Source organism: Fusibacter fontis (assembly GCF_055378735.1).
The window spans coordinates 3,148,340-3,173,392 of sequence record NZ_AP042445.1 but is presented as its reverse complement, the minus strand read 5'-3'; the positions used below and the strand labels follow the sequence as shown (position 1 = coordinate 3,173,392).

The following is a 25,053-nucleotide window of genomic DNA, read 5'->3' as shown; positions in this document are numbered from 1 at the left end:
AAAGGGATAGAACAAGAAATGAAACGCTCAAGTTCTATCCCTCAACTCTTATCAATCTTATTCTACTGTTATATCGAGGTTATCTGCAACCATTTGTTTAAATGCTTTTATTGCATCTTCACGGCTTTTTTCACCAGCTGTGTAAGCTCTAACTTGATCTCTCCAATAGATGTTAATTGTTTCATCGTATTGAGTTAAGTTTTTACCATTTGCAAATTGGTTAGCTGGAATAAATACATCGAACATATTTTGTCCTGCTAAGAATTCTAATTCGCCATTAGATTTAGCCATTACAGTACCAGAAGCAACTGCATCTTTTGTACCGCCATCGCCATTTAAAGTACCGTTTGCCCACATATATTGTAAGCCTTGTTCTGAAGTATCAAGTGTAATCCACTCAAGAATTTCGCCAACAGCTTCTTTTTTCTCAGATGAAGCTGAACCAAGAACCCAAGTACCGCCCCAGAAGAAGCCTACTGGCGGTTCACATACTGCCCAGTCACCAAATGTGTCTTCACAGTTTTGTGCGATTACGTAGTTGATCATCCAAGCTGGACCAAAGAAACCAAAGATTTTTTTAGCGCCTGCATCTTTCATATCTGCAAACCAAGCATCTTGCCAGTCTTGAGTGTCGTTGTGATAGTTGTTGTCTTTTAATTGTTTTGAAAGATCTAAGAACGCTTCACGTTTTGGATCCACTACTAATTTACCATCTACTACCCATGGGCTATCTGAGCTGTTTTCAACTGCATGCCAGATGTCGCCATCGCCAGATACGATACCGTATCCTTTAGATTTTAAAGTTTCAGCTGCTGCATAGAATTTGTCCCAACCTGGTCCAATCACTTTTGCGATTTCAGCTGGATCATCTGTTCCAAATGCATCTTTAGCAATTGAACGTCTGTAGATAAACGCACCACCTGTTGCTTGGTAACCTAAACCAACAACATTACCATCTTTGTTTGTACCGATATCAACAGTATATTGAGCGATATCTGCTTCTTTAATTTTAGCATCTACATCAATGCCTAAATCTTTGTATGAAGCTGCATATTGTGATGCATCACCTTGCGTATATTTTAATACGAAAGCTGCTTCAGCTGTAAAGATATCTGGAGCATCTGCACCGCCTGATGCAAGTGCTTGGTCAAGTGCTGGTTGATAAGCACCATCAGTTGTTGCAATAACAGTTGTTTTAATTTCGTATTTAGCAGCAAAATCTGGATGTGTGTCTAAATACTTTTGAACCATTGAAGGAACTTCTTCAGTAAATGACCAAACATTTAATACTGTTTTGCCTTCTTCTGTTTTAGTGCTTGTTGAACCATTGTCTGCTGCTTTTTCTGTGGTATCTTTTTCAGCGCTACATGCCACTAAACTGAACACCAATAATACAGCCAATAATAAACTTAAAAGTTTTTTCATCGTGTGCCCCCTACTAATTTTTTAAACTTATTTATGTTAACCATTGAATACAAAAGACCTTTGCTTCACCATCTTCTCTGCAAACGTATTCGGGTACTGTTCACATATTCGACATTTTCACAAAATTTCCTTTATAGACAACAGTTTCCAACACCTTACTTCAATAAACAATCGTTTCCAACACCTTACTTCAATCAAGCTTTATTTTTTACACCAGTCATATTCAACGCACGGTTGATGCGTAAGTCTGCGGCTTAGTGCATCCGGTTGACTCGTTCCAACAAATAATTTAAAGTGCTTGCTATCAACGAATCTTTCACCTAAATCATTTACCACTTCAAGTGATTTTTCACTGAGCTGAATCGTAACACGTCGCTTTTCACCACTTGGAATAAACACGCGTTTAAATCCACAGAGTGAATAATTGCTCACTGCCCACTTAGAATCACAGTCCTTAATATAGATTTGAACCACTTCATCTGTATCTACTGTGCCAATATTTTCGATTTCAACAACAGCGCTCATCTGCTCTTCATTAAAATCCACGAGCTGACAAACCGTCTTGGTATAAGTCAATCCATAGCCAAATGGATAGAGAATGTTACCTGTTGCATATCGATACGTTCTATTGTTCATGCTATAGTCTTCAAAATCTGGTAACAACTCAGTTGATTCGTAAAACGTCACTGGTAATTTTCCAGATGGAGAAACTTTTCCAAAGAGGATATTTGCAAGAGCTCTTCCGCCCATTTGCCCCGGATACCATGCGTGTAAAATAGCGTCCGCTCGATCACCCTGTGGATGAATTGCACTTCCTGCTGCAACGACAATGATCGTTGGTTTATTCATTTCAAGTACTTTGTCCACTAAAATTCTCTGTGACATTGGTAAGTATAGATCCGTTTTATCTCCAGCTGCAAAGGCATTTCCAGTATCTCCTTCTTCACCTTCAATCGTTGCATCGAGTCCCACACATAAAACCACTACATCTGAATGTTCTGCAACCGTTAATGCTTCAGCAATTCCATCATTTGGTTCACCAAGAGGTTGAAGAGATGTTTTAAATAAATGCGCCCCTTCGGAATAATACACTCGACCATCAAACGCCTCTCTAATTCCTTGAAGGAAAGTAACCGATTCATCGCTACTGCCGTAATAATTGCCTCTCAAAGCATCAACGCTAGAAGCATTTGGGCCAATCACACCAATGGTCTTAATTTTTTTTGCATCCAGTGGTAAAAGTCCATTATTTTTTAAGAGTACAATGGATTTTTCTGCACATGTTTGAGATACCGCTTTATGCGCTTCACAACTTACGACATCATATGAAATTTCATCATATGGCGTTGAAGCATCGAACATACCAAGTTTCATACGGGTTGTCATCAGGCGCGTTACAGATTCAGTCACAGGCTCTTCAGTTACAAGCTCTTCATCAAGTGCATCCAACAAACAATAATACCCATCACCACAGTTACAGTCAACACCTGATTTAAGTGCAAGCGCTGCTGATTCTTCAGGAGAATTCGTCAATTGATGTTTCGTATGAAAATCACCAATTGCCCAACAGTCTGAAACAAAATGACCTTGAAAACCCCAGTTTTTAAGTTTACTTGCTAAAAATGTACTCGCACAAGCCGCTTCACCGTTTAATCGATTGTAAGCTCCCATAACACTCTCAACTTTAGCTTCTTTCACAAGCGTTTCAAATGCTGGAAGATAGGTTTCTTCTAAATCTTTCATTGAGACTTCTGCGTTGAACTCATGTCGAATGCCTTCTGGTCCACTATGTGCTGCAAAGTGTTTCGCACATGCAGCTGTTTTTAGTATGGATTCAGTTCCTTGAAGTCCCTCTACAAATGCAACGCCTAATCTTGCCGTTAGGAATGGACACTCACCATAGGTTTCTTGTCCACGTCCCCATCTTGGATCTCTAAAAATATTGATATTTGGCGACCACATGGTTAATCCTTTATAGATGCCCGTATCGCCATATTTGATGCTTGCATTATATTTTGCTCGCGCTTCAGTTGAACAAATGGATGCCACTTGATGCATTATTTCATCATCAAACATCGCTGCAAGGCCAATTGCTTGAGGAAACATCGTTGCCGTGCCTGCTCTTGCAACACCGTGTAAAGATTCGTTCCACCAATTATATGAAGGGATGCCCAATCGTTCAATTGCAGCTGCATTGTAACTGAGTTGGCTTACCTTTTCTTCTAAAGTCATTTTCGAAACTAAGTCTTTTGCTCTTTGCTTCGCTTCAGTATTTAACACTGTCGTATTTAACACTGACGTATTTAACACTAACGTATTTAACTGTTCATTTTGATATTTATCCACGAATTTATCCTTTCAAAGCTTTCGCACATTTATCGAAACCGGTTACGTATCGTTTCAAAAAAAAACAAAACCATACGCACATACGCGTTGTTGCTTCGTTATTTCGAATACCGAAATCGCTTTCGATAAATTGATTATACTTCCATTTTTTTAATAGGTCAACAGAAAAATTTGTCGTTTTGTTCAGATTTTTATGATGATGCGATTTTTTTTATAAACACTCCAAGAAATTCACTTGACAGAACATTTAATTCAAATTATGATTGCCTTATTATTTCAGCTTTTGGAGGTACATATGGAAAATATTGTGCAGATTAACCTTATAAGCGCGACAGGATTCAAAGTAACAGTGCTTAATTTAGGTGGAATCATCACACATATCATGTCTAAAAATCGCGAGGGACTTCGCGAAAATGTCGTACTCAATTACGATGATCTCAATGATTATCTCGCAAATCCACTCTATCTCGGATGTATTGTCGGCCCAATTGCAGGTAGAACCCGAAATGGATTGTTTCACGTTGAAAACACCCCTATGCAGTTAGATACAAGTTCAAATATCAGTGGACTTCACTCTGGTAACAAGGGACTCAATCAAGTTTTTTGGAAGATTCATCAGCAAAGTGCGGATTCTGTAGTCTTAACCTATCAAGATACACTCACGAAAGATTCTAAAGACTTCATCCAGTATCAACTCACTTATCGCGTGAACAATGAATCTCTCATTGTCGATCTTAAAGCGACATCTGAAAAAGCGAGCTATTTATCTTTGACCAACCACAGTTACTTTAATTTAAGTGCAGATAGCCATCAGACGATCCTAGGACATGAACTGTCTCTGAACTGTTCTCATTTTGCTGAACTCGATTCAGAGAGCTTACCGATTCGCCTTTGTGACTGCAAGGGAAGTATTTATGATTTTACTCAGCCTAAAGCACTTAGAGACGTGGTCCTCGCCGATCATCCGACTGTTAAAAGCGTTCAAGGCATTGATCATCCGTTTAAATGTGCATCAAAAGAATGGGTTGCTCAACTGCACGATACAACCTCTGGTCGTATTATGACCGTTCAGACGACACAACCGTATGTCGTTATTTATACGGGAAATTTCCTGCATACGGGAACTGTTCCTTCAGGCACAACATTTAACCCACACACTGGGATTTGCTTTGAAACACAAGACTTACCTGACGTCGTGAACCATCACTTAGATCAGGTTCAATTTGTGACACCAAAGGCGCCTTATACCCATCAAACTGTTTACTCATTTTCTATTGATTTATAATCCATGATTCATAATCCATAATACATCAATCATGAATCACGATCCATGATCCATGACCAGATGTTTGAGTAGATCATGTCGCTGAACACACATAAAAAAGCGAGTACGCACCTTCCAAGGGGGAGCGTACTCGCTTTTTTTAACACATTCTATCTCACAATTTATCAACAAACGACACATCTCAATTCATCGACAATCGTTCTCTCTTCATCCTATAATCGCTACTTAATCACAACAGGTTCATACGTTCTCGGTTTCTGACACGTACCACCTTCAACGAGCTCTACCCCTACAGTGGTAATCGTATGATTGTGCTCCTTTGCCTCAATCATCTGAATGCACCTCAAAGAAGCTTCTTTGCCTAAACTCGACGTATTTTGACGAATTGTCGTAAGTCGTGGATAGACCATTTCACCGATTTCGACACCATCAAATCCACCGATTGAAACCTCTTCAGGCACTTTAATACCATGAGCACGAAAAGCTTTCATCCCCCATATTGCCGAATAATCGTCGGGGAACAATACTGCTGTTGGTAGTTTGTCACGCTTGAGAATCTGTTCAACCGCTTCTTCATTCACCAGTCTTTCACTGTATTTTGAAGGGATGAGCATCTCCTCTCTAAAGGGAATTCCCGCCTCACTTAGAGCCATTTGGAACCCTCTTATACGTTCGCGAGTTACATGTACTTCGTGTCCATATACATAGACAAAATCGCGATGTCCTAAATCAATAAAGTGTTTCGTCAACTCATAAACACCCATGACATTGTCTGATAAAATGGACCCAATATGGTTGGATATATAATCAATTGCCACAACAGGGATATCACTTTCCATGAGCTCCGCCACTTGTGGATCTTCAAAATCAATACAGGCAATCACGACACCATCAATTTTTCTGCGAATACAATGTTCTAGATATGACGTCTCAACGCCTCCAAGATTTTTTGAAATAAAGGTGATATCATACCCCTTTTCTTCTGCTTGCTCTTTAACGCCTTGAAGCACTTGAGAGAAGAAGTAGTGAGTCAGTCCGCTTAAACTCTTATCTTCAAATAAAACGCCAATATTCCACGATCTGTTGGTACTGAGTGCACGCGCCTGCAAATTAGGCACAAAACCGAGTTCCTTTGCCTTTTTTAAAATGCGATCTTTTGTTTTGGCACTCACATCCGGATAATTGTTTAGTGCTTTTGAAACCGTTGCACTAGAACATCCACATGCATTTGCTATATCATAAATAGTGACCATACACACCAACCCTTTCAGTTATGAAATCTCACGTCAACGTTAACGAAACCGTTTTCGACATTCCTATCATAACACCCAGAAATATCATCGTCAATTGCTTTTATCACCTTTTTGTCGAATCAAATGATACACTGCGCCAATGAGATTGGCATCTGCACCACATGCGCAAATCGCAATATCTGGCTGTGACATGAGACCATCCATTTGGCTATAAAGTTTTGTCATTTTTTCATGTAACTGGTGTAAAAAATCCACTCGCGCACTCACCGCACCACCAATTAAAATAAGTTCCGGATCGTATACGTGCTGAATGTTGTGAATGCCTATGGCAAAGCGTTTAAAATACTGGTCAACGCACTGTTTCGCCAGTAAATCTCCTGCATCTGCACGGTCAAAGACGATTTTGCCATTGAGTGAGGATTCTTCGACATCCATTAAAGCTGCATATTGTTTAACCAATGCTTGTGTGGAGCCACATTCACTCCAAGTCATCGGACGTCCTTCTGCGCTATGTTCTGTTATAATCATGCCAAACTCACCTGAAAAAAGCTTGTGACCACTGATAATCTCTCGATTGATGACAACTGCACCTCCAATGCCTGTTCCACTGACGATTAGGGCGATATGATTGAGATCTTTTGCTCCGCCAATCCAAAGTTCAGCCAGTGCTGCACAATTTCCATCATTTTCTGCTGCAGTCGGAATCCCGTATCGATTCTCTAGATCTTTAGCGGGGTTTTGATTCTTAATATAGATCAATGCACCTTCGCTGATGGCTTCACCACTTTGAGCATCCGTTACACAAGGTTGACTCAACGCAATGCCCGCTAGTGTTGAAACACCAAGTCCCCACTGAACACATTCATCTAAGCACGTCATTAAATCCTCATAACTCGTTCTTGGAGTTGGGCAACGCATGCGATTTTGGACGATTCCTTCTGCATTTATGATAGCGACTTTTACATCCGTTCCGCCAATATCAATTGCTAAATAATTCATCTGTCACCTACAATTCTTCTCCATTGGTCTTAATGACATTTTTATACCAATAAAAAGATTCTTTTTTATATCGTTTTAACTGAGTATCTTCAAAGTCAATGTACACAAACCCGTATCTCTTTTTATAGCCATTTAACCAGCTTAGAAGATCTGTAAACGACCAAGTGCAGTAAGCTAAGAGAGACACACCGTTTTCTACGGCTTGTTTACACGCAGCAATATGTTGACTTAAAAAGTTGATTCTATAGGGATCGTTGATTTGACCTGAAGCTTCGAGTACATCGTAAGCTCCTAAGCCATTCTCACTGATGATCACAGGCAAATGATATCGATTGTGAAGCTCTTCTAAAGCATATCTCAACCCATCCGGATCAATCACCCAATCCCAATCTGTATACGTTAATTTTTCATTTCTCACTTGTTTGTATAACCCTGGCACGCCGCTTTCACCTTGCGTTCCTTTTTTTCCAGAAGTATTCATCCCTGAAAATCCAACGCCATCCACTGGATTATGCGCGATCGTCGCGGTTTGATAATAATTAATTCCAATAAAATCAACAAGTGCTGCAGCTTCTGCCATCATCGTTTTATCTGAGTCCAAAACTGCTGGCATGACACCAATCTCAGAATAATAAGTCACACCCAAACGCGGATAGGCACCTTTATAATAACTGTCCAAATACCATAACGGTACGGTTGCATCATACATTTGTTTTGCTTTGAGGTCTTCGGGACTATTTGACGCCGCATACGAAGGCGTATAGGCAATACTTGAACCGATCATGCCTTTATAACCTGCTTTTTTATACGCAATCACCGTCTTGGCATGAGCAAGCGCCGTATGATGAAACGCCTTAAGATAGGTTGCTTCATCCGATATTCCAGGTGGATGTGCACGATATACATATCCTAATGTCGTAAAAATATTGGGTTCATTCATGACAATCCAATATTTTACACGGTCTGCAAAATACTCAAAACAGATATTGGCATAGTTGACGAAATCATCGACAATTCGTCTTGATTCCCAACCTCTATAAGCATCTTGAAGCGTTTGAGGTAAATCCCAGTGGTAAAGAGTGATCATTGGTTCAATGTCATTTTCAATGAGGACGTCAATTAAAGATTGATAAAAATCAATGCCCTTTTGATTGACTTTCCCCGTCCCCTCTGGTAATATTCTCGTCCACGCAATGGAAAAACGATACGTTTTCAGACCCATCTCGCGCATGAGTGCGACATCTTCTCTAAATCTATGATAATGGTCACACGCTACATCGCCATTTGTGCCTTCATACGTTTTTCCAGGGATATGCGCCCATGTATCCCATATAGAGACACCTTTTCCATCCGCATTAAACGCACCTTCTATCTGATAGGCAGCTGATGCTGAGCCCCATAAAAAATTCGAATCAAAAGACATTTTTTGCCTCCTTTTGAAAATATTTCCAATCAAAGGATGAACTCATCCCTGAGTTCATCCTCGCTTAAGCTCTATTTAATTTTATCACCAAGATAACTCAGATAATAATGCATGGCATCATTAAACTTACGGATATCATACCCTGTCATATGTTCCAATTTATTGATTCGATAGATCAGCGTATTTCGGTGAATGAACAATTCATTGGCAGTATCTGTAATATTGAGATTGTTCTCTAAAAACACAAGCGCTGTATGTTCAAGTTCTTGATCGTCAACAGATTTAATCTGTTCACTCAAAAGGGACTGTAACAAACGCGTTTCATCGCTCATGTGTTTCCCTTCTGAATCTAGCCGCGTTAAGGTTTTCAGCCGCTTCATCAACATCGGAAAAAACATCGCATCATACTGAACGACAGAAGTGTTCATCTGAATGCTCATGGCGAGTTCAGAAAGCTCTTTCAAAAGTTGATAAGCTTCCGGAATCTGCATCACGTGATTTAATGTTTGACTGACTGTCAGTTTCACTTGAGTCAGCGCTTCGGTTTCAAGAAGTCCTACTAATTCAACTGGTGTAATGACAGCATCCGTCATATAGACAACAATTTCAACAGGACTGACTCTTGCGATACAATCTCCTGTAAAGGTGGATTTGATAATCTCATAGACGACATCTGCATTGTGTTTAAATTGAATTCGCCACAATTGCAGTGGGCATTTAAGCGTTTCCTGCATAAGGGGAATCGATCCCTTACCAAGTAACCAGTTCACTTCGTCCACGCCTTCCTCTTGAGATGATTGAGTCAGCCATTTTTCTACAAATTTTGTCTCAATTTCTGTCAAAACGCGTTCAATCAATAGCCATGAACCATTCTTAAGTTGCATTTGCGTTTGAACACCTTTTTTCTTGGTTGGCGACATCTTGACACGACAATCGAGTATTTCACTTAATTCTTTTATTATTGCCTGCATGTGAGTGCTCCTCAACTATGTCTTCTTTTAACTCATCTTATCATATTTTTAAAAAAATGTGATGTAAATGACTTTAACAAGCAATTATAACAAAAGGGATTTTTCTGTTTCTTTGTCAAATAAATGAATTTTTTGAGGATCAAAATTCACCGTAATTGATTGGTTAAATTCAATTTCATTGTTCGCGTCTGCTTTTAAAATGTATTGTTTGTCTGCAAATGTAAAGTATACATTTAAGTCACTTCCCAAAAGTTCAGTAACAACGACTTTTGATTGGATGCCTTCATGGTTTGAAGCAATTCTAATATCTTCAGGACGAACGCCTACGACGATATTTTTTCCAATCGCTGCAGAACCTTTGAGTTTCGCACGATATTCGTTATTCAGTGGAATTTCAAATCCTTGAACTACAACACATAATTGTTGATCCGATTCGACTAGTTTTCCTTCAAAGAAGTTCATTTGTGGTGCGCCGATAAAACTTGCAACGAACATATTGGCAGGATGGTTGTAAATAACTTTTGGTTCCGCAACTTGTTGAATCACGCCATCATTCATAACACAAATACGACTTCCCATTGTCATCGCTTCTGTTTGATCATGTGTTACATAGACAAATGTCGTTTGAAGCTCTTTATGAAGTTTGATAAGCTCCGCTCTCATCTGAATTCTTAATTTTGCATCTAAATTTGATAAAGGTTCATCCATTAAAAATACTTCAGGTTTTCTTACGATTGCACGTCCAAGAGCAACCCTTTGACGTTGACCCCCTGAAAGTTGTTTTGGTTTTCTTTTAAGAAGTTGCTCGATATCTAAAATTTTAGCCGTTTTTTCGATACGACTATTGATTTCGTCTTTTGGTGTTTTTTGCAATTTCAATCCAAACGCCATGTTTTCATACACCGTCATATGCGGGTAAAGCGCGTAGTTTTGAAATACCATTGCGATGTTTCGATCTTTTGGTGCTACGTGATTGACAAGTTGTTCCCCAATCTTCATTTCACCTTTGCTAATTTCTTCAAGTCCTGCAATCATACGAAGTGTCGTCGTTTTACCACAACCTGAAGGTCCAACTAAAATCATAAATTCTTTATCTGCAATCTCTAAGTCTATGCTCTTAACTGCTTGAAAACCATTGTCATATATTTTTGAAATGCTTTTTAACGATACGCCTGCCATAGTGCCTCCACTCAATTCATTATAATTTTAATCCGTTTAACATCTTAACTTTTCAGTCAGTGTCATTATAGCAAACTCCTCACAGTTTTGACTATTGGATGAATCGCCAATTATTTTTAGCTATTTTGCACATAAAAAAAGCAAGTGGATCAAATGATGGTTTCATTTAACCGACTTGCTTATGCAATCTATGCAGGTGTTTTCAATACGTACACCTTTATTAAACACATACCTTTATTGAACTCAACCGTTCAACATTTCTAGTTTCTCAACTTTTTCACGAGGCGTTCTGTCTTTTTATAACTCGCAAACACCACTGAAATGCCCATAATCACCAATGCTACGATGATGGTATAAAAAATGGACATGTACTCAAAATTAAATCCGCCTTTACTGATATGTTGAACAAGAATACCTAAATATGCCCAAATTACAACGCTTCCAAAGAAAATATCCTTTAATTTTACGACGACAAGGCTGGCTATAATCGTGGTCATCACAATGAATAATCCCGTTTTAAACACATCATCCAGTCCGCTACCACCCCAACTATACTTAACCAGTAGCGTCACAAGATTGGCAACAGTTGCCACTGAAATCCAACCAAAATAGATGCTAATTGGGATTTGAGTCCATTTGCGTTCTTTCATCGTCAGCTTCGCCGAATGTATATGCATGGTACAGGCGATAAGCGAAATGAGAATTCCCAGTATGAAGACAAATGAAAGTGCGATTAAATCATAATGCCATGCAATGACCCATAGCGCATTGGCAACACAAGATACTGCGAACCACGCACGAAGTTTCATCACCATTGCGCCTGTCTCTGGCGAATAAAAAACACTTCTAAACTGATAGATGGAAAATCCACCTAATAAAATGTAAATCACCGTCCAAATCATAAATGTATATCCAGCTGGCGCAAATAAATTGAGATATCGATAGGATATTTCTCCAGTGGTTACACCATTGAGTGGCAACACGTTTGCCAATACATTTATCAAAATCATCAACACATATGCTAATAAAATACCAATCTTAAGATTTAAATTTTTTGCCAATGCCCGTTTAGACATCACTACCTCCAAAATAACCTTTATACAAAATACCGTCATTATTATATCAGTTTTAAAGAAAAATTAAATGACTTCCTTTCATTTAATTATATATCTTTTTTGCAACATCCGTAAAAGGTTATTCTTGATTGGCGTGACCAAAATTTGCTTTGTATAACTCTTCGTATTGATTTTTTTCTTCTTGCATCAGTTTGCATTTACACCTTTTAAAATCAGAGAGTTTTCGATTGATTTTCGACATTTTTCGACTCATCAAAAAAACTTTGACTTTTTTTAACCCAGTTTCAATCATAAAATCCCCCCATCTGATTTTCTGATACGCATCCTTATCCATAAAAAGAATTTTTTATGGTGTTTGTATGTCCTATAATAACTTTTTTTTGCAAAAAAATAAACTGCTTTAATGGTTTTTTAAGGAGACTTTAAGTTTTGAAATGGTTACAAATAAGGGTACAAATAAAGATGGAGATACCCTCCATCTTTATTCGCCCATCCAAATTTTGAGTTGTTGTTCCATTTCCTCATTTAACTGATGTCTTCTATTGTATAGTTCATTGATATTCTCGTAATCTGCGACATTTTCACTCATGAGGTTTTCAATAGCTTCGAGTTCTGCCTCAATCTCCATCACGCGTTGTTCTGCGCGTTCTACTTGAAACTTCGATGGTCGTTTCGGTTCATTGTTTATAGAGTCAGTCTCTTTAGACTCATTATGATTTTTTATATTCTTTTTACCGCAACTAGATTTTTCCTCTTTGATGGAATTTTGAATCGCCATTTTTTCCGCTTCGATTTCCTTGATGCGCTTATACGCGTCATAATCTCCGTCATAGCTGATCAGCTGCTTTTCTTCTATCGCTACCACTCGCGTGGCAATCTTGTTGATAAAATACCGGTCATGGGAAATAAACAAGATCGTTCCCTTGAAATCTTCAAGGGCTTCTTCAAACGTCTCAATCGAATCGATATCTAGGTGATTGGTTGGCTCATCTAAGACTAAAAAGTTGATAGGGGCATTTAAAAGAATCGCAAGTTTCAAGCGAATTTTCTCTCCACCTGATAAATGACGTACCTTTTTATAAGGCGTGCTCCCATAAAACAAAAATTTGGAGAGATACTCCCGTGCTTTTCCTTCGGGAATGTCCAAGCCATCTCTAAAACACTCAATCACCGTCATTTCTTCATCTTCAAAGGTAATCTTCTGCGGTAAATAAGCCAACTGTACACTTGCACCTAATTTAAGCGTGCCTGAGTCAACAGCCTCTTGCTGCAAGAGCATTCTAAGAAAAGTCGTCTTTCCGCTCCCATTTTCTCCAATCAGTGCAAGTCGTTCTTGATATTGAAGGAGCATGTGAGCGTTTTCAAAAAGAACTTTATCGTCGTAGCTTTTTTGTAAATGAACACAGTTAACCACTTCATTTCCTGAGCGTTTGTGGCCACTTAAATCGAGTTTCATGTTGGGTCGTTCTGTAATCGGACGATTAATTTTGTCCATGCGTTCAAGTCGATTTTTAATGCTCGCAGCACGCTTAAAAAATTTATTATTGTCCGCTCGAATGGCCCAATCTCTTAGTTCCTTTATCTGTTTTTCCATGGACTGAATTTTCTTTTGTTGTTGTTTATACTGTTCTTCTTGTTGTCTGAGTTGCTCTTCTTTTTGGCAAACATAGGCAGAATAATTGCCTTTAAACGTCTGACACGTCTGATCCTCAATTTCGACGATTTTATCCACCACATTATCTAAAAAATACCGGTCATGTGAAACAATAATAACCATTCCAACATAAGCTTTAAGATAAGATTCAAGCCATTCTACTGCTTTCATATCCAAATGGTTTGTCGGTTCATCTAACAACAGGATATCAGGATTATCTAAAAGGATTTTCCCTAGAACAACTTTTGTTTTTTCTCCGCCACTGAGTAAATAAAAGGGTCTTAGAAGAAACGCAGCATCGAATCCCAATCCATTGATGATTCGGCTATATTGTTCTTGAACAGAATATCCCCCTTTTACCTCATAAAGATTGACGCAATCACTATATTTCTTGAGCATTCTCTCAAGTTCAACGCCCTGTAGCGTCTTCAGGTCTTCTTCCATCATACGCATCTTCTGTTCGAGCTCTCGAACCTCTTCGAAGGCGATGTTGAGAACATCTTCCACGGTATAAGACTCTGGATACTCCGGTATTTGATCGAGATATGAAACCGTGGCATCCTTTGGAATAGAAAGTGTACCTTCGTCATAGCCGAGACTTCTAGAACCCGGATAACAATTCAGCGTATAAATTCCCGCTATCAGTTTTAAAATGGTCGTTTTACCGCTACCATTTGCGCCAACAATGCCGACTTTCTCTCCTGAGTACACTTGAAAACTGATGGATTGCAACACAAGTGTTGCATCCATGTATTTTTTTATATGATTTAATGATAATTCAAACATAAATTCCCTCCTTATAATGAACAGGAGAATGTCTTTAAAATTAAGAAAGACCGCAAAAGTATGCGGTCTCGTTCGTACACTTATAACGATCGCCTACTCTTAACTCTCTTGATTTGTATTCTCCTGAGTTTTTTCATCAAGTTCTGGCGTGATATAAGTTATTGGAATTTTTACAGTGTCTGTATTCACTGGTGTGATTTGAATTTCATTATCTGAATGATGGTCCTGAACCGGTGCTTGATAAACAGGTGCAAACTCATCAATTACGAGCTCTTCTATGTAACTTCTTTTAAAAGCAGTCGTAATGGCTAACACATAAAAAACCAAATCGTACACTTGAAAAGTCTCAATAAGAATCTCTTTGGTAAGCTCAAAATCTAAAGCTGTGATTACCTCCGTAATTGTCATTCCATATTCAGACGATAAAACCAGTACAATCGTCAACACTTTTCCCACTAACATACTCACAATTGCAACTGCAGCAGCAACTACCCCCCAAATCATTTGGTGACCTCTTCCTGCAATTACAAACCCTTGTGAAACTAAAAAACCTACTAAAATCGCGATATAACCCACGTTATATCCCGTTGTTTTTGCGACTAAAGCCCAAATTCCAGCCCCGATTAAACCAAAGATGATTGCTAGAAGTAATCCCATCACAGGATTCGTCTTAACAACTTCTTTTGCTTTTAATGCTGAAAGATCGTATAACGGCTCTTTTTGATTTTGTGTTTCCATTTTTAACCCCTCCTTTCGTATATTTCTGTATCGCATATATCAATCGAAACCGATTTTATTCATCAGAATTTTCATTCAATACTTGACACAACCTTTTTACTTATAACATAGCCAAAAGATTTTGACAAGTAATTAACAAGAATTGTCATCATATTGATATAATTGAACTCATTTATATTGTCAATGACATTTTATAGTCCAAGTTTCGCCATTTTTTTATACAGTGCCGTCCTGTGAATTCCCAGTAAATTCGCCGCTTTTGTACGGCTTCCTTCGCAATTTTCAATTGCTTTAAGGATCAGCTCACGTTCAACGGCATCCATGATTTCATACAGATTGCCATCTAATGAATCCATCTGAATACTCTGTGGATTTTGCACAATAGACGCTTCTTGTTCGGGCACGAGATGCGCAATATACTCAGGTAAATCACTGACAATAATGCTCTTTGTCCCAGACAAACTACATGCACTTTCAATAACATTGCGTAGCTCTCTCACATTTCCCGGCCATGAATAATGTTCGAGGCAATGTTTGACTTCGTTGGAAAAACCCCGCGTATGCTCTTTGGAAAATTCTCCTACAAAATGCTTCGCGAGGAGCATAATATCGCGTTTTCGATCCTTTAGCGGCGGTAATTTAAGATGAACGACATTGAGTCGATAATACAAATCGCTCCTAAACTTACCTGCCTTCACAAGATCCATCAGATTTTCATTGCTTGCAGAAATAAAGCGCACGTCTATATGAATCCGCTGATTGCCTCCAACCCGTTCCATTTCACGCTCTTCTATGACCCTAAGAAGTTTTGCTTGCATCTCAAAAGGCATAGAACTTAACTCATCTAGGAAAATCGTGCCCCCATTAGCAATCTCAAATTTTCCGATTCTGCCGTGAGTAGACGCGCCTGTAAAAGCTCCCGGTTCATATCCAAATAGTTCCGACTCAAACAAATCCCTCGGAATACTTGCGCAATTGATTCTCACAAAAGGCCCGTATCGTCTCAAACTACCCTCGTGAATGGCATGAGCAAAATACTCTTTTCCCGTACCACTACTGCCTTCTATATAAACACTGGAATTGCTCTCAGCTGCTTTTTTAGCACTTTCAATAATCGCCATCATGCGTGGATCTGCTGTGAGAATTTGTTCAAATGAGTATTTGGCTAGATTAAGTCGCTTGAGTTCTTGTTTGTACTTTTTCACATGCTGCTTCATCTGTTCAAGGTGGTCAGCTAAATGTCGAACCTCTAAAATATCTTTAAACAAAATGGTTCCAACGACGCCTACAACAACGCCATTGCGAATAATCGGAATACGCGATGTAACGACGTCGTGCCCGTTAATTGTCTGCACATCCCCAATTTCAGGCGTTCCTGTTTTAAGGACAATGTGTAACCGAGTGTTTTCCATCACTTCTGTGACGTGTTTTCCGATGACGTCTTCTTCTTTAACATCGAGAAATTTCTCGTATTTAAACTTGATGATTTTGCCCTCTCGATCGATGATGACAAGTCCCTCATACGCCTTTTCAATAAACTCATCGATGATTTCCATCTCCCATTTTAATTGTTCATAAGATTTTTCCATACGACTACTCACACTTTAAAATAGAGAGAAGATCCATTGGATGCTGAATCACAAAATCTGGCTTAAGCGCGAGCAACGGTTCTTTTTTAATCCACGTCCAATCCACTAAGACAGATTTACAACCTGCATTTTTAGCCGTCTCTATGTCGTGTCCACTATCTCCAATAAAGATGGTTTCACTCATATGCGGCATGGCGATTTTTTCGTTCTCCGATAAATCTTCCTCTAAAGCACATTTGCCATCCTTGCCTCTGATGAGCGCTGCAATCGCCGAATAGATCCCTTCTGCATGAGGTTTCGGTTGAATCATGTCATCCAGTGAAACGGATACATCGATGAACTCAGCTAAATTGAACATCTCAATGCCGTGGTCAATGCCATTTCTTCCTTTATTGGAGACGATCCCAACTGGATACTGCTTCTCTTTCAGCGCAACTAATAAATCATGAACCCCCTCAAAGATCTTTGTCATGTCATCTTGTAGCGCGCGATATGTCACGCGATACTGCTCGACAAGTCTCTCGCAATCTTCAACGGACAACAAGGACATTTGCTCATCTATGGGCTTTCCCCAAATTTCATTCAGTTCTTCACTGGTAAATGGCGCATTGCGATATCCCATAGCCACGTCGTTTAATGCCACAAGTATCGCCTCATTGGAATCAATGAGCGTTCCATCAAAATCAAATAAAACATATTGAATCATATAACACCTCATATTATTCGTCATTAGAATTGCATCATTACCTTTTTACTATATCATATGCCTTGAAAAGGACATAGAATTTTGTATCAATTTTGCTACACATGAAAAAAGCTCCTAGTTTTTCAACTAGGAACTTAATCATCAAATGTCATTATCTAACGTCACTATCTAACATCATCGTTTAATTTGTTATTCATACATCCATTGTACGGTGTAGCCTTTGCTTCTTAAAATATCCACAACACTGCCTTTGTTGATGTAGTGACCTGATCCTACTACAACAAAATATGTGTGCTTACCTTCAGCTTTTAGCATTGCATCAATTTTATCTGCCATGCCGATGTCTCTTTTACCAAATAACATCTTAGAAAATTCATCATCACCTGATCCAGACTGACTTGAGAAACTTTCTTGGAAATCTTTTAAATTTCCTGTTCTCCAGTATTCAAGCCAAGTATTCAATATGTTGGCACTTGAAGTTGCATCTGTTTGAGTATCTTGTGTTGCTGTTGAAGTTGAAGCATCTCCTGAAGCTGCTTTGATAATAGAATCACAGAGCGCTTCTAAACTCGTTACTTGATACTCTGAAGATAAGTTGTCAAACATATCTGCTTGAAACTGTACGCCTTCCATTTCATCAACAGGTTTTGCTGTTAACATCGACTTTTCGATGAAATAGTTGTCAATACCAAGTCCAGCTTGATTGGTTGCAGCAGAGTCATCATTAGAAAGCGTCATTAAATATGCACTCACTTGATTCGAAATAAACCATGGCTTATAAATTTCTAATTGTGTGGCATCTAATTCGAGCAACTTACACATACTCACGAATTTTTCGTAAAGAGCAGGTGTCACGTGATTTTTCAAAGTCGTACCATCTGAATAAGTGGCTTTGTTCATAAAATACTGAATATCTTCTTCACTAGCAGAGATATTCGCCTCTACATAAAGAACATCCGACGCGTAAAAAGCATCCATCACTTCATCAGAAAGTGGATAAATAGTTGAATTTGCCATGTGAACAGAACCTAATAGATAAACAGTATTTCCATTACTTTCAACTTTCCAAAATACGCCTTTTCCGCCTGCATTGAGTTCATCATAAGCATGTTGAATCGTTTGAGTTGCAAAGATGACCGCTTGTTCGCTATTGCATGCTTTTTCAAGTTCTAATCCTTTATCCGTCCCCTTAACAATTCCAACAGATTTCATAAACTCAACCGCATCACCTTGAGTGGTTAAGTTGTATGATCCCAATACATTATAAAGTCTTGTTAATACATCTCTTCTATCGAGTTTTCCCATTTCTTTAACGGGTTTAAAAGTCGCTACTTTATCGGCAACAAAATCAATTTTATCATCCACTTTGTCAACCAAAGCGTCTAATTTTACTTCTGTAATTTGTTGATCAAATTGATTGTAGTACCATTCCATTGGATAAATCTCGTATTTTTCGCCCTCTGCCAATACCGGAATCGCCCATTTGCTTACTTTAGCAGCTGTTTCGTCTGCCCAAACTGGTATCATAGTGGATAGCACCAACATGAATACAAGCATAAGCGACACTAAACTTTTCGATTTGTTTTTTAAATGTCTCATTTTTTGCTCCTTTTTATTATGATCAAGAATCAACTCATTTTAACAAACATTCGACCTAGATACGATTAAAAAGTTCTTAGAAATGTATTAAAAAAACAGATGCTTTGAAAAAATCAAAACATCTGCTTCATTATTTATTCATCACTTGCCCTCTGAAACAAGTGTCGAACACTACATCATGGATTTCAATTGATCTGAAATGATAAGAGTTGCCTCTGTCACTTCTTGAATTTGTTCGATGGTATATTCTGGATTGTACTCCGTTAAAAGAAGTCCTTTATCCGTTACTTCGATCACTGCCATCTCAGTGATGATTTTGCTGACTTTTTTTGCACCGGTTAAAGGCAAATTACATCTTTTAAGAATTTTAATATCGCCTTTTGCCGTATGTGTCATGGCAACGATTACTTTCTTTGCGCCACCCACCAAATCCATTGCGCCGCCCATTCCCGGAACAAGCTTACCTGGAATCATCCAGTTTGCTAAATTGCCTTCTTCGTCGACTTGTAACGCGCCAAGAACGGTCGCATCCAAGTGCCCTCCACGAATAATCGCAAATGACATGGCACTGTCAAAGAAGCACGCGCCTGGAATCGTCGTCACCGGAAGACCACCCGCATTGACTAAATCCATATCCACTTGGCCTTCTTCTGGTGCTGGACCAATGCCAGTAAAACCATTTTCTGAGTGTAAAATAATCTCTACACCTTCTTCAATATAATTCGGTACCAATGTCGGTAGACCAATCCCTAAGTTTACCACATCGCCATCTTTAAATTCTTTTGCTACGCGTTTTGCAATAATATCCTTAGCTTCCATGTCAACCTCCTATGGCTTAACAATATATTTGACAAATAAACCGGGAGTCATTACCATATGCGGGTCAAGTTCGCCAGCTTTGACGATTTCCTGCGCCTCAACGATAACACAATCAGCTGCCATTGCCATAAGTGGGTTAAAGTTTCTTGTCGATTCATGGTAGTACACATTGCCTTTTTCATCGACAATCGAGCCAGCAATTAGTGCAACATCTGCTTTAATCGCTTTTTCTAGTAAAAATGTTTTGCCATCGATGATTAAATGGTCTTTTCCCTCAGCAACAGGCGTTCCCACGCCAATCGGAGTAAGTACCCCACCAAGTCCAGCACCACCTGCACGCACTTGTTCAGCTAGCGTACCTTGTGGAACCAATACCACATCGAGTTTACCTTCATTCATCAATCTGCCTGTTTCCTTATTCGTGCCAATGTGGGAAACGATGACTTTTTTCGCTTGTCCACTGACTACCAGTCTGCCGATCCCTCTATCGACAAAACCCGTATCATTGCCAATAATCGTTAAATCTTTGACGCCTTTTTCAATGATTGCGTCGATGATCTTGTGTGGACTGCCACATGCAAGAAATCCACCAATCATAATTGTCATACCATCTTGGATATGATCAATTGCTTCGTCCATTGTAATGAGCTTTTTCATTTCAGCCTCCAATGCTTGATCACTGCGTGATTCATTTGTCTAGATACTTTTGTTGTACAGCCTTCTGAAATTAAATGAATGCCTTTAAATGAATACATAAATTTTATGACTTAAATTTTATGACTTAAACTTTAAATCCCTATGTTTTATTATACGCAAATGTCGTGCCAACTTTTGATACTTCAATTAAAAAAACTGTACCCGTTGAAATTTAATGTGTTCAGTGCTTTGATATTTTCTTCTAAGCTACCATGTATGCAGATTTGTACATCATATCCATTTTGTGTATCCATTCCGCTACATTTGTTGTTTGTTTTCGAGTCGATTCATCTCATAAAATAAAAAAATGTAGCTATTTTGATACAACACATTAGAAGTATTGTATCCACATCGCTACATTTTATCATAAAACAGTTGGAAATCTGCCTTCAATCACATCCTCAAGTGTCATACTCTGAAAATATTGACGAATGACCTGATTGAAATGCGTCCACATCGGCAACGTCACACAGCCAGAAGAACGTTTACACGGTGTGTTATCACATTGAAGACAAGCCACCGGTGCAAGCGTTGACTCTGTCAGTTCTAAAATTTCTAATATCGTATACGCACTGGCTGTTTTCACCAGCTGATAACCGCCACCTTTTCCGTGAACCGCCTTGACGATCCCTGCCTTGGTAAAGATTGGCAGGATTGATTCCAAATACTTGATAGAAATTTCTTGCCTTTGTGCAATCTCTTTCAGCGGCATCCAACGATCCTCACTTACGCTCGCCAAATCTGCCAATGCCCTGAGTGCATAGCGTCCCTTTGTAGATATCATAATGCTTCAACCTCTTCAATGATACCACCGCCTAGAACCACTTCTCCGTCATACAAAACGACAGATTGGCCCTTTGTAATAGCCCTCTGAGGTGTGTCAAATGTAATACGAACGCGACGATCTGCGGTAACACTCACGGTACACGCTTGTTCATCGTGATGATAACGAATTTTCCCTTTTGCCCTAAAATCAGACGTTGGAATATCTCCAGAGATCCAATTAAATGAATTGGCAATTAATACACGTTTATATAAATCTGGATGTTCGCCTAAAACGACTTCATTGGTTTCACTATTAATGGAAATAACAAATAAAGGCGTTTTAGCCGAGATGCCTAACCCCTTTCGCTGCCCAATGGTATAGTGAATAATGCCTTTATGCCTCCCGAGTTTTCGTCCATCAACCGAGACAAAATCACCACTCTCACACGGCATTCCAGTGAAATCCTCAATGACTTTTGCATAATTTCCATCGGGAACAAAGCAGATGTCTTGACTATCTTTCTTTTGTGCGTTGACGAAGTCCATTTTTTCAGCAATTTCACGTGTTTCGTGTTTATGCATCGCCCCTAGCGGAAACAGAGTATGTTGAAGTTGCTCTTGAGTCATCATATAGAGAACGTAACTTTGATCCTTTGTTTGATCCACTGCTTTTTTTAGGACATATCGGTCTCCAATTTTTTCAACTCTCGCATAATGACCTGTAACGACCACATCGCAATCCAGCATTTTCGCCCTAATTGCAAGTTTTTCAAACTTCATTTTACGATTGCATTCAATACACGGGTTTGGTGTAAACCCCTTTTGATAGCTCTCAACAAATGGCGCAATGACCTTTTGCTCAAACTCATCTGTAAAATTAAACACATAATAGGGCATATCCAGACTAAATGCCACATGTCTTGCATCATCGACGTCTTCCAACGAGCAACACGTTTTACCAACGTTTGACTCTCCGTCATTGCCACTATATAGTTTCATGGTTACACCCATACACTCATACCCTAATTCTTTTGTCAGATAAGCTGCGACACTTGAATCTACGCCCCCGCTCATCGCAATCATTGCTTTTTTCATGGCCACTCCTTTTGTATCATTTTACCGGTTAACATAATCAATATACCGGCAATTACCTACCAAGTCAATAGGTAATTGCCACCTTCCGTATCCACTTGTAGTTATATAATTTTTTTAATATATTGACGCATTCTTGATAATTTGTTACAATTTGTTCAAATTTGCAAATCTCGTACTCAAACTACAGCACTAATAGCTTAAACTTTGCCCAAAGAGGCACTATGAATGGAGGAAAAATGAATTATTTAAAACTATCTGAAACACTGGATGGCTTCTTCTGGGGGCAAATCATGATTTATCTGTGCTTATTTGCAGGGGCATTCTTCTCACTAATCATGTTCTTTCCACAAATCCGACATTTTAAAGAGATGATCAAGCTTCTATTTTCAGGAAAAAGTTCCGAAAATGGCGTTTCATCCTTTCAAGGGTTTGCCATGGCATTAGGTGGTCGTGTTGGGACAGGAAACATCACTGGCGTCGCTACAGCAATCTTTTTTGGTGGTCCAGGAGCAGTTTTTTGGATGTGGGCTATCGCCTTTCTAGGAGCAGGATCAGCGTATATCGAGTCAGCGCTTGCACAAGTTTGGAAAGAAGAAATCAACGGCGAATATAGAGGTGGACCTGCTTACTACATGGAAAAAGGTCTCAAATTAAAACCTCTTGGCATTTTCTTCGCACTATTAACACTTGTATCTTGTGGCATCTTACTTCCAGGAATTCAGTCAAACTCATTTTCAGTGGCAGCGCAAGCCGTGTTTGGCGTCCCTTCATATGTTTGGGGGCTTCTCTATACTGCTGTTACCGCTTTTGTCATCTTCGGTGGTGGAAAAAGAATTGCAAAATCTGCTGAAATGATCGTTCCTTTTATGGCAATTGGTTATATCTTACTTGCCATCGTGATTCTATTCGTTAATTTTGCTAAAATACCAGAAGTATTTAGCATGATTTTCTCCTCTGCTTTTGGCAAACATGCTATCTACGGCGCAATCGTTGGAACAGCTATCCAATGGGGCGTTAAGAGAGGAATTTTCTCAAATGAAGCCGGACAAGGTACTGGCGCTCAAGCAGCAGGCGCAGCTGAAGTGTCTCATCCAGCAAAACAAGGTTTGGTTCAAGCATTTTCAGTATACGTCGATACATTGTTTGTATGTACAGCAACGGCGATTATGATTTTATCGACAGGTGCCTACAATGTTGTCAATGCTTCTGGTGGGTTCATCACAGAACTTCTTCCAGGCGTTGAAAAAGGTAACTTTACACAAGCAGCCGTGAACGATTTCATCCCGGGATTTGGCGGTGGATTCGTGGCAATTGCACTCCTTTTCTTTACATTTACAACGGTACTGGCTTATGCCTTTTATACCGATTCAAGTGTGGCATACCTCTTTAAAGGAAAATCAAAATCAAACGGCTACAAGGCGAGCATTTTCTCTACGCGAGTTGCACTCATCGTCATGACTGGTCTTGGAACCATGATGTCTGCCGATCTCGTGTGGAACTTTGGTTCTGCTGGCGTAGGTGCAATGGCATGGATCAATGTCATCGCAATTTTACTCCTCACAAGACCCGGTATCCGAACACTCAAAGACTACGAACGACAAAAGAAAATGGGCCTCGACCCGGTTTTCGTCCCATCTCGCGTCGGCATCAAAGGCGCAGAACTCTGGGATACCATCGCTCAGCGTAACTACAAACCACAATACGATGCGTTGATGGAAACTGAAAAACGCGCACAGTAGTGAAAGTAATAAAACCCGATAAAATCTAGTGAATTTCAAAGAAAAGCAGTCAAATATAAAGAAAAGCAGTAAAATACAAAGAAAAGCACCACGCCAAAAGTTGATGGCGTGGTGCTTTGTTATTGCATAGATAATACAATTGAGTTATGAGTGTTCTATGTTTGTAGATGTGTCGAGAGTAACTTTTATAGTAATTGGGGGATCAGTTTCATTAGACACCAGAACTCCCAACTTACACTAGCAACTTGCTAACAAATCTTCATATGTCGGAATTCTTTTAGACAAATTATTTTCCCACCATTCTCTTTGCTCTGACCCGCCTATACCAATTCCATAATAAAATGTTGGATCTAAAAATATTTTTTGTCCAGAAAATAGATTTATCTGAACTGCATCACATGTTAATGAAAGCTCTGAAGCACTGGATATATTGTACAACAGCATTTCCTTAACCCTATTATCTGCTAATGTATCCATAAGTAACGTTTCATCAACAGATGCTTTTGCAGGTATCATATCTTCATCAATTTCAAATCTATGCATTACTTCATCAGTAATCATAATTTTCAGTTTTGATGATTGCTCAACTGATTCAAATTCAATGAATTTTTTGCCAAACATAAAATAGATGTAGTGCATTTCTGGATAAAATTCTGCAATTCCATTTTCTATGTCAACAAATCCTGATAAAAAAATATCATCTAGTGGATTCAATAGAACAAGTTTTCTAATCATAGTTTTCATACTACAACAACCTCCTACTTTATTTGATTAGCTGAATACCTAAATCCATACCTTCACCTGATTTAATTAATGTAGCAAACTCGCCATTTATCTTTGTGACCACAGTCATTCCGTTACCCCTATATATATTCATTACTTCTTGGCCTTTTTTAAGGGGTGCTTAAGT

General features: G+C 39.0%; 21 protein-coding genes. 2 read left to right on the top strand and 19 right to left on the bottom strand.

Features of this window, described 5'->3' with window-relative positions; all coding sequences use genetic code 11:
- Positions 1–57 precede the first annotated feature (57 nt).
- Both ACZ41W_RS14415 and ACZ41W_RS14410 read right to left on the bottom strand, forming a co-directional pair.
- Positions 58–1,425: a carbohydrate ABC transporter substrate-binding protein gene (locus tag ACZ41W_RS14415; protein ID WP_464312691.1), complete on the bottom strand. Its 1,368-nt coding sequence runs from the start codon at positions 1,423–1,425 to the stop codon at positions 58–60.
- A 201-nt stretch (positions 1,426–1,626) separates the two neighbouring features.
- Positions 1,627–3,720: a glycoside hydrolase family 3 C-terminal domain-containing protein gene (locus ACZ41W_RS14410; RefSeq protein ID WP_464314292.1), complete on the bottom strand. Its 2,094-nt coding sequence runs from the start codon at positions 3,718–3,720 to the stop codon at positions 1,627–1,629.
- A 346-nt stretch (positions 3,721–4,066) separates the two neighbouring features.
- On the opposite strand from ACZ41W_RS14410, the gene ACZ41W_RS14405 reads away from it, so the two are divergent.
- The gene (locus ACZ41W_RS14405; protein WP_464312690.1) at positions 4,067–5,056 is read left to right on the top strand and encodes an aldose epimerase family protein; all 990 of its coding nucleotides are present in this window, start codon (positions 4,067–4,069) and stop codon (positions 5,054–5,056) included.
- 221 nt (positions 5,057–5,277) lie between these two features.
- Here the strand turns inward: ACZ41W_RS14405 and ACZ41W_RS14400 are convergent, their stop codons facing one another.
- The 16 genes from ACZ41W_RS14400 to mnmA form a co-directional block, all read right to left on the bottom strand.
- Positions 5,278–6,309, bottom strand: a complete 1,032-nt coding sequence (locus ACZ41W_RS14400; RefSeq protein WP_464312689.1) for a LacI family DNA-binding transcriptional regulator — start codon at positions 6,307–6,309, stop codon at positions 5,278–5,280.
- Between the two features lie 90 nt (positions 6,310–6,399).
- Positions 6,400–7,308, bottom strand: coding sequence for an ROK family protein (locus ACZ41W_RS14395; RefSeq protein ID WP_464312688.1), 909 nt, complete (start codon positions 7,306–7,308; stop codon positions 6,400–6,402).
- A 7-nt stretch (positions 7,309–7,315) separates the two neighbouring features.
- A complete protein-coding gene (locus ACZ41W_RS14390; protein WP_464312687.1) occupies positions 7,316–8,731 on the bottom strand; it encodes a glycoside hydrolase family 1 protein in 1,416 nt (471 codons plus the stop codon).
- 71 nt (positions 8,732–8,802) lie between these two features.
- Positions 8,803–9,702: a PucR family transcriptional regulator gene (locus ACZ41W_RS14385; protein ID WP_464312686.1), complete on the bottom strand. Its 900-nt coding sequence runs from the start codon at positions 9,700–9,702 to the stop codon at positions 8,803–8,805.
- 84 nt (positions 9,703–9,786) lie between these two features.
- Complete coding sequence (locus ACZ41W_RS14380) at positions 9,787–10,881, bottom strand: ABC transporter ATP-binding protein (protein ID WP_464312685.1); 1,095 nt, start codon at positions 10,879–10,881, stop codon at positions 9,787–9,789.
- Between the two features lie 260 nt (positions 10,882–11,141).
- Entirely contained in the window at positions 11,142–11,957 is an 816-nt protein-coding gene (locus ACZ41W_RS14375) for a TspO/MBR family protein (RefSeq protein ID WP_464312684.1), read from the bottom strand.
- Between the two features lie 118 nt (positions 11,958–12,075).
- The gene (locus ACZ41W_RS14370) at positions 12,076–12,249 is read right to left on the bottom strand and encodes a hypothetical protein (RefSeq protein ID WP_464312683.1); all 174 of its coding nucleotides are present in this window, start codon (positions 12,247–12,249) and stop codon (positions 12,076–12,078) included.
- Positions 12,250–12,438: 189 nt separating this feature from the next.
- Entirely contained in the window at positions 12,439–14,397 is a 1,959-nt protein-coding gene (gene abc-f, locus ACZ41W_RS14365) for a ribosomal protection-like ABC-F family protein (RefSeq protein ID WP_464312682.1), read from the bottom strand.
- Positions 14,398–14,496: 99 nt separating this feature from the next.
- Positions 14,497–15,135, bottom strand: a complete 639-nt coding sequence (locus tag ACZ41W_RS14360; protein WP_464312681.1) for a hypothetical protein — start codon at positions 15,133–15,135, stop codon at positions 14,497–14,499.
- A 191-nt stretch (positions 15,136–15,326) separates the two neighbouring features.
- Positions 15,327–16,724: a sigma-54 interaction domain-containing protein gene (locus ACZ41W_RS14355; protein ID WP_464312680.1), complete on the bottom strand. Its 1,398-nt coding sequence runs from the start codon at positions 16,722–16,724 to the stop codon at positions 15,327–15,329.
- A gap of 4 nt (positions 16,725–16,728) precedes the next feature.
- A complete protein-coding gene (locus tag ACZ41W_RS14350; RefSeq protein WP_464312679.1) occupies positions 16,729–17,430 on the bottom strand; it encodes an HAD family hydrolase in 702 nt (233 codons plus the stop codon).
- Between the two features lie 189 nt (positions 17,431–17,619).
- Complete coding sequence (locus ACZ41W_RS14345) at positions 17,620–19,029, bottom strand: TraB/GumN family protein (protein WP_464312678.1); 1,410 nt, start codon at positions 19,027–19,029, stop codon at positions 17,620–17,622.
- 171 nt (positions 19,030–19,200) lie between these two features.
- Positions 19,201–19,848 (bottom strand): 3-oxoacid CoA-transferase subunit B, encoded by a 648-nt coding sequence (locus ACZ41W_RS14340; RefSeq protein WP_464312677.1) that lies wholly within the window; start codon positions 19,846–19,848, stop codon positions 19,201–19,203.
- Between the two features lie 9 nt (positions 19,849–19,857).
- On the bottom strand, positions 19,858–20,505 hold the full coding sequence (locus tag ACZ41W_RS14335; protein ID WP_464312676.1) for a CoA transferase subunit A: 648 nt from the start codon (positions 20,503–20,505) through the stop codon (positions 19,858–19,860).
- A 403-nt stretch (positions 20,506–20,908) separates the two neighbouring features.
- The gene (locus tag ACZ41W_RS14330; RefSeq protein ID WP_464312675.1) at positions 20,909–21,328 is read right to left on the bottom strand and encodes an RrF2 family transcriptional regulator; all 420 of its coding nucleotides are present in this window, start codon (positions 21,326–21,328) and stop codon (positions 20,909–20,911) included.
- Positions 21,325–22,404, bottom strand: a complete 1,080-nt coding sequence (gene mnmA / locus ACZ41W_RS14325; RefSeq protein WP_464312674.1) for a tRNA 2-thiouridine(34) synthase MnmA — start codon at positions 22,402–22,404, stop codon at positions 21,325–21,327. Before mnmA ends, ACZ41W_RS14330 begins: the two co-directional genes overlap by 4 nt.
- Before the next feature lie 236 nt (positions 22,405–22,640).
- Between mnmA and ACZ41W_RS14320 the strand changes: the two genes are divergently transcribed.
- Positions 22,641–24,143, top strand: a complete 1,503-nt coding sequence (locus tag ACZ41W_RS14320) for an alanine/glycine:cation symporter family protein (RefSeq protein WP_464312673.1) — start codon at positions 22,641–22,643, stop codon at positions 24,141–24,143.
- Between the two features lie 237 nt (positions 24,144–24,380).
- Here the strand turns inward: ACZ41W_RS14320 and ACZ41W_RS14315 are convergent, their stop codons facing one another.
- Complete coding sequence (locus ACZ41W_RS14315; RefSeq protein WP_464312672.1) at positions 24,381–24,887, bottom strand: hypothetical protein; 507 nt, start codon at positions 24,885–24,887, stop codon at positions 24,381–24,383.
- Between the last annotated feature and the right edge of the window lie 166 nt (positions 24,888–25,053).

What these genes read in the sequence shown, in the direction of transcription:
- ACZ41W_RS14320 (WP_464312673.1), top strand. Translation starts at nt 22,641, where the DNA reads ATGAATTATTTAAAACTATCTGAAACACTGGATGGCTTCTTCTGGGGG.
- ACZ41W_RS14360 (WP_464312681.1), bottom strand. Translation starts at nt 15,135, where the DNA reads ATGGAAACACAAAATCAAAAAGAGCCGTTATACGATCTTTCAGCATTA.
- ACZ41W_RS14350 (WP_464312679.1), bottom strand. Translation starts at nt 17,430, where the DNA reads ATGATTCAATATGTTTTATTTGATTTTGATGGAACGCTCATTGATTCC.
- ACZ41W_RS14355 (WP_464312680.1), bottom strand. Translation starts at nt 16,724, where the DNA reads ATGGAAAAATCTTATGAACAATTAAAATGGGAGATGGAAATCATCGAT.
- mnmA (WP_464312674.1), bottom strand. Translation starts at nt 22,404, where the DNA reads ATGAAAAAAGCAATGATTGCGATGAGCGGGGGCGTAGATTCAAGTGTC.
- ACZ41W_RS14400 (WP_464312689.1), bottom strand. Translation starts at nt 6,309, where the DNA reads ATGGTCACTATTTATGATATAGCAAATGCATGTGGATGTTCTAGTGCA.
- ACZ41W_RS14330 (WP_464312675.1), bottom strand. Translation starts at nt 21,328, where the DNA reads ATGATATCTACAAAGGGACGCTATGCACTCAGGGCATTGGCAGATTTG.
- ACZ41W_RS14340 (WP_464312677.1), bottom strand. Translation starts at nt 19,848, where the DNA reads ATGGAAGCTAAGGATATTATTGCAAAACGCGTAGCAAAAGAATTTAAA.
- ACZ41W_RS14380 (WP_464312685.1), bottom strand. Translation starts at nt 10,881, where the DNA reads ATGGCAGGCGTATCGTTAAAAAGCATTTCAAAAATATATGACAATGGT.
- ACZ41W_RS14335 (WP_464312676.1), bottom strand. Translation starts at nt 20,505, where the DNA reads ATGAAAAAGCTCATTACAATGGACGAAGCAATTGATCATATCCAAGAT.
- ACZ41W_RS14315 (WP_464312672.1), bottom strand. Translation starts at nt 24,887, where the DNA reads ATGAAAACTATGATTAGAAAACTTGTTCTATTGAATCCACTAGATGAT.
- ACZ41W_RS14375 (WP_464312684.1), bottom strand. Translation starts at nt 11,957, where the DNA reads ATGTCTAAACGGGCATTGGCAAAAAATTTAAATCTTAAGATTGGTATT.
- ACZ41W_RS14390 (WP_464312687.1), bottom strand. Translation starts at nt 8,731, where the DNA reads ATGTCTTTTGATTCGAATTTTTTATGGGGCTCAGCATCAGCTGCCTAT.
- abc-f (WP_464312682.1), bottom strand. Translation starts at nt 14,397, where the DNA reads ATGTTTGAATTATCATTAAATCATATAAAAAAATACATGGATGCAACA.
- ACZ41W_RS14385 (WP_464312686.1), bottom strand. Translation starts at nt 9,702, where the DNA reads ATGCAGGCAATAATAAAAGAATTAAGTGAAATACTCGATTGTCGTGTC.
- ACZ41W_RS14415 (WP_464312691.1), bottom strand. Translation starts at nt 1,425, where the DNA reads ATGAAAAAACTTTTAAGTTTATTATTGGCTGTATTATTGGTGTTCAGT.
- ACZ41W_RS14370 (WP_464312683.1), bottom strand. Translation starts at nt 12,249, where the DNA reads ATGATTGAAACTGGGTTAAAAAAAGTCAAAGTTTTTTTGATGAGTCGA.
- ACZ41W_RS14395 (WP_464312688.1), bottom strand. Translation starts at nt 7,308, where the DNA reads ATGAATTATTTAGCAATTGATATTGGCGGAACGGATGTAAAAGTCGCT.
- ACZ41W_RS14405 (WP_464312690.1), top strand. Translation starts at nt 4,067, where the DNA reads ATGGAAAATATTGTGCAGATTAACCTTATAAGCGCGACAGGATTCAAA.
- ACZ41W_RS14345 (WP_464312678.1), bottom strand. Translation starts at nt 19,029, where the DNA reads ATGAGACATTTAAAAAACAAATCGAAAAGTTTAGTGTCGCTTATGCTT.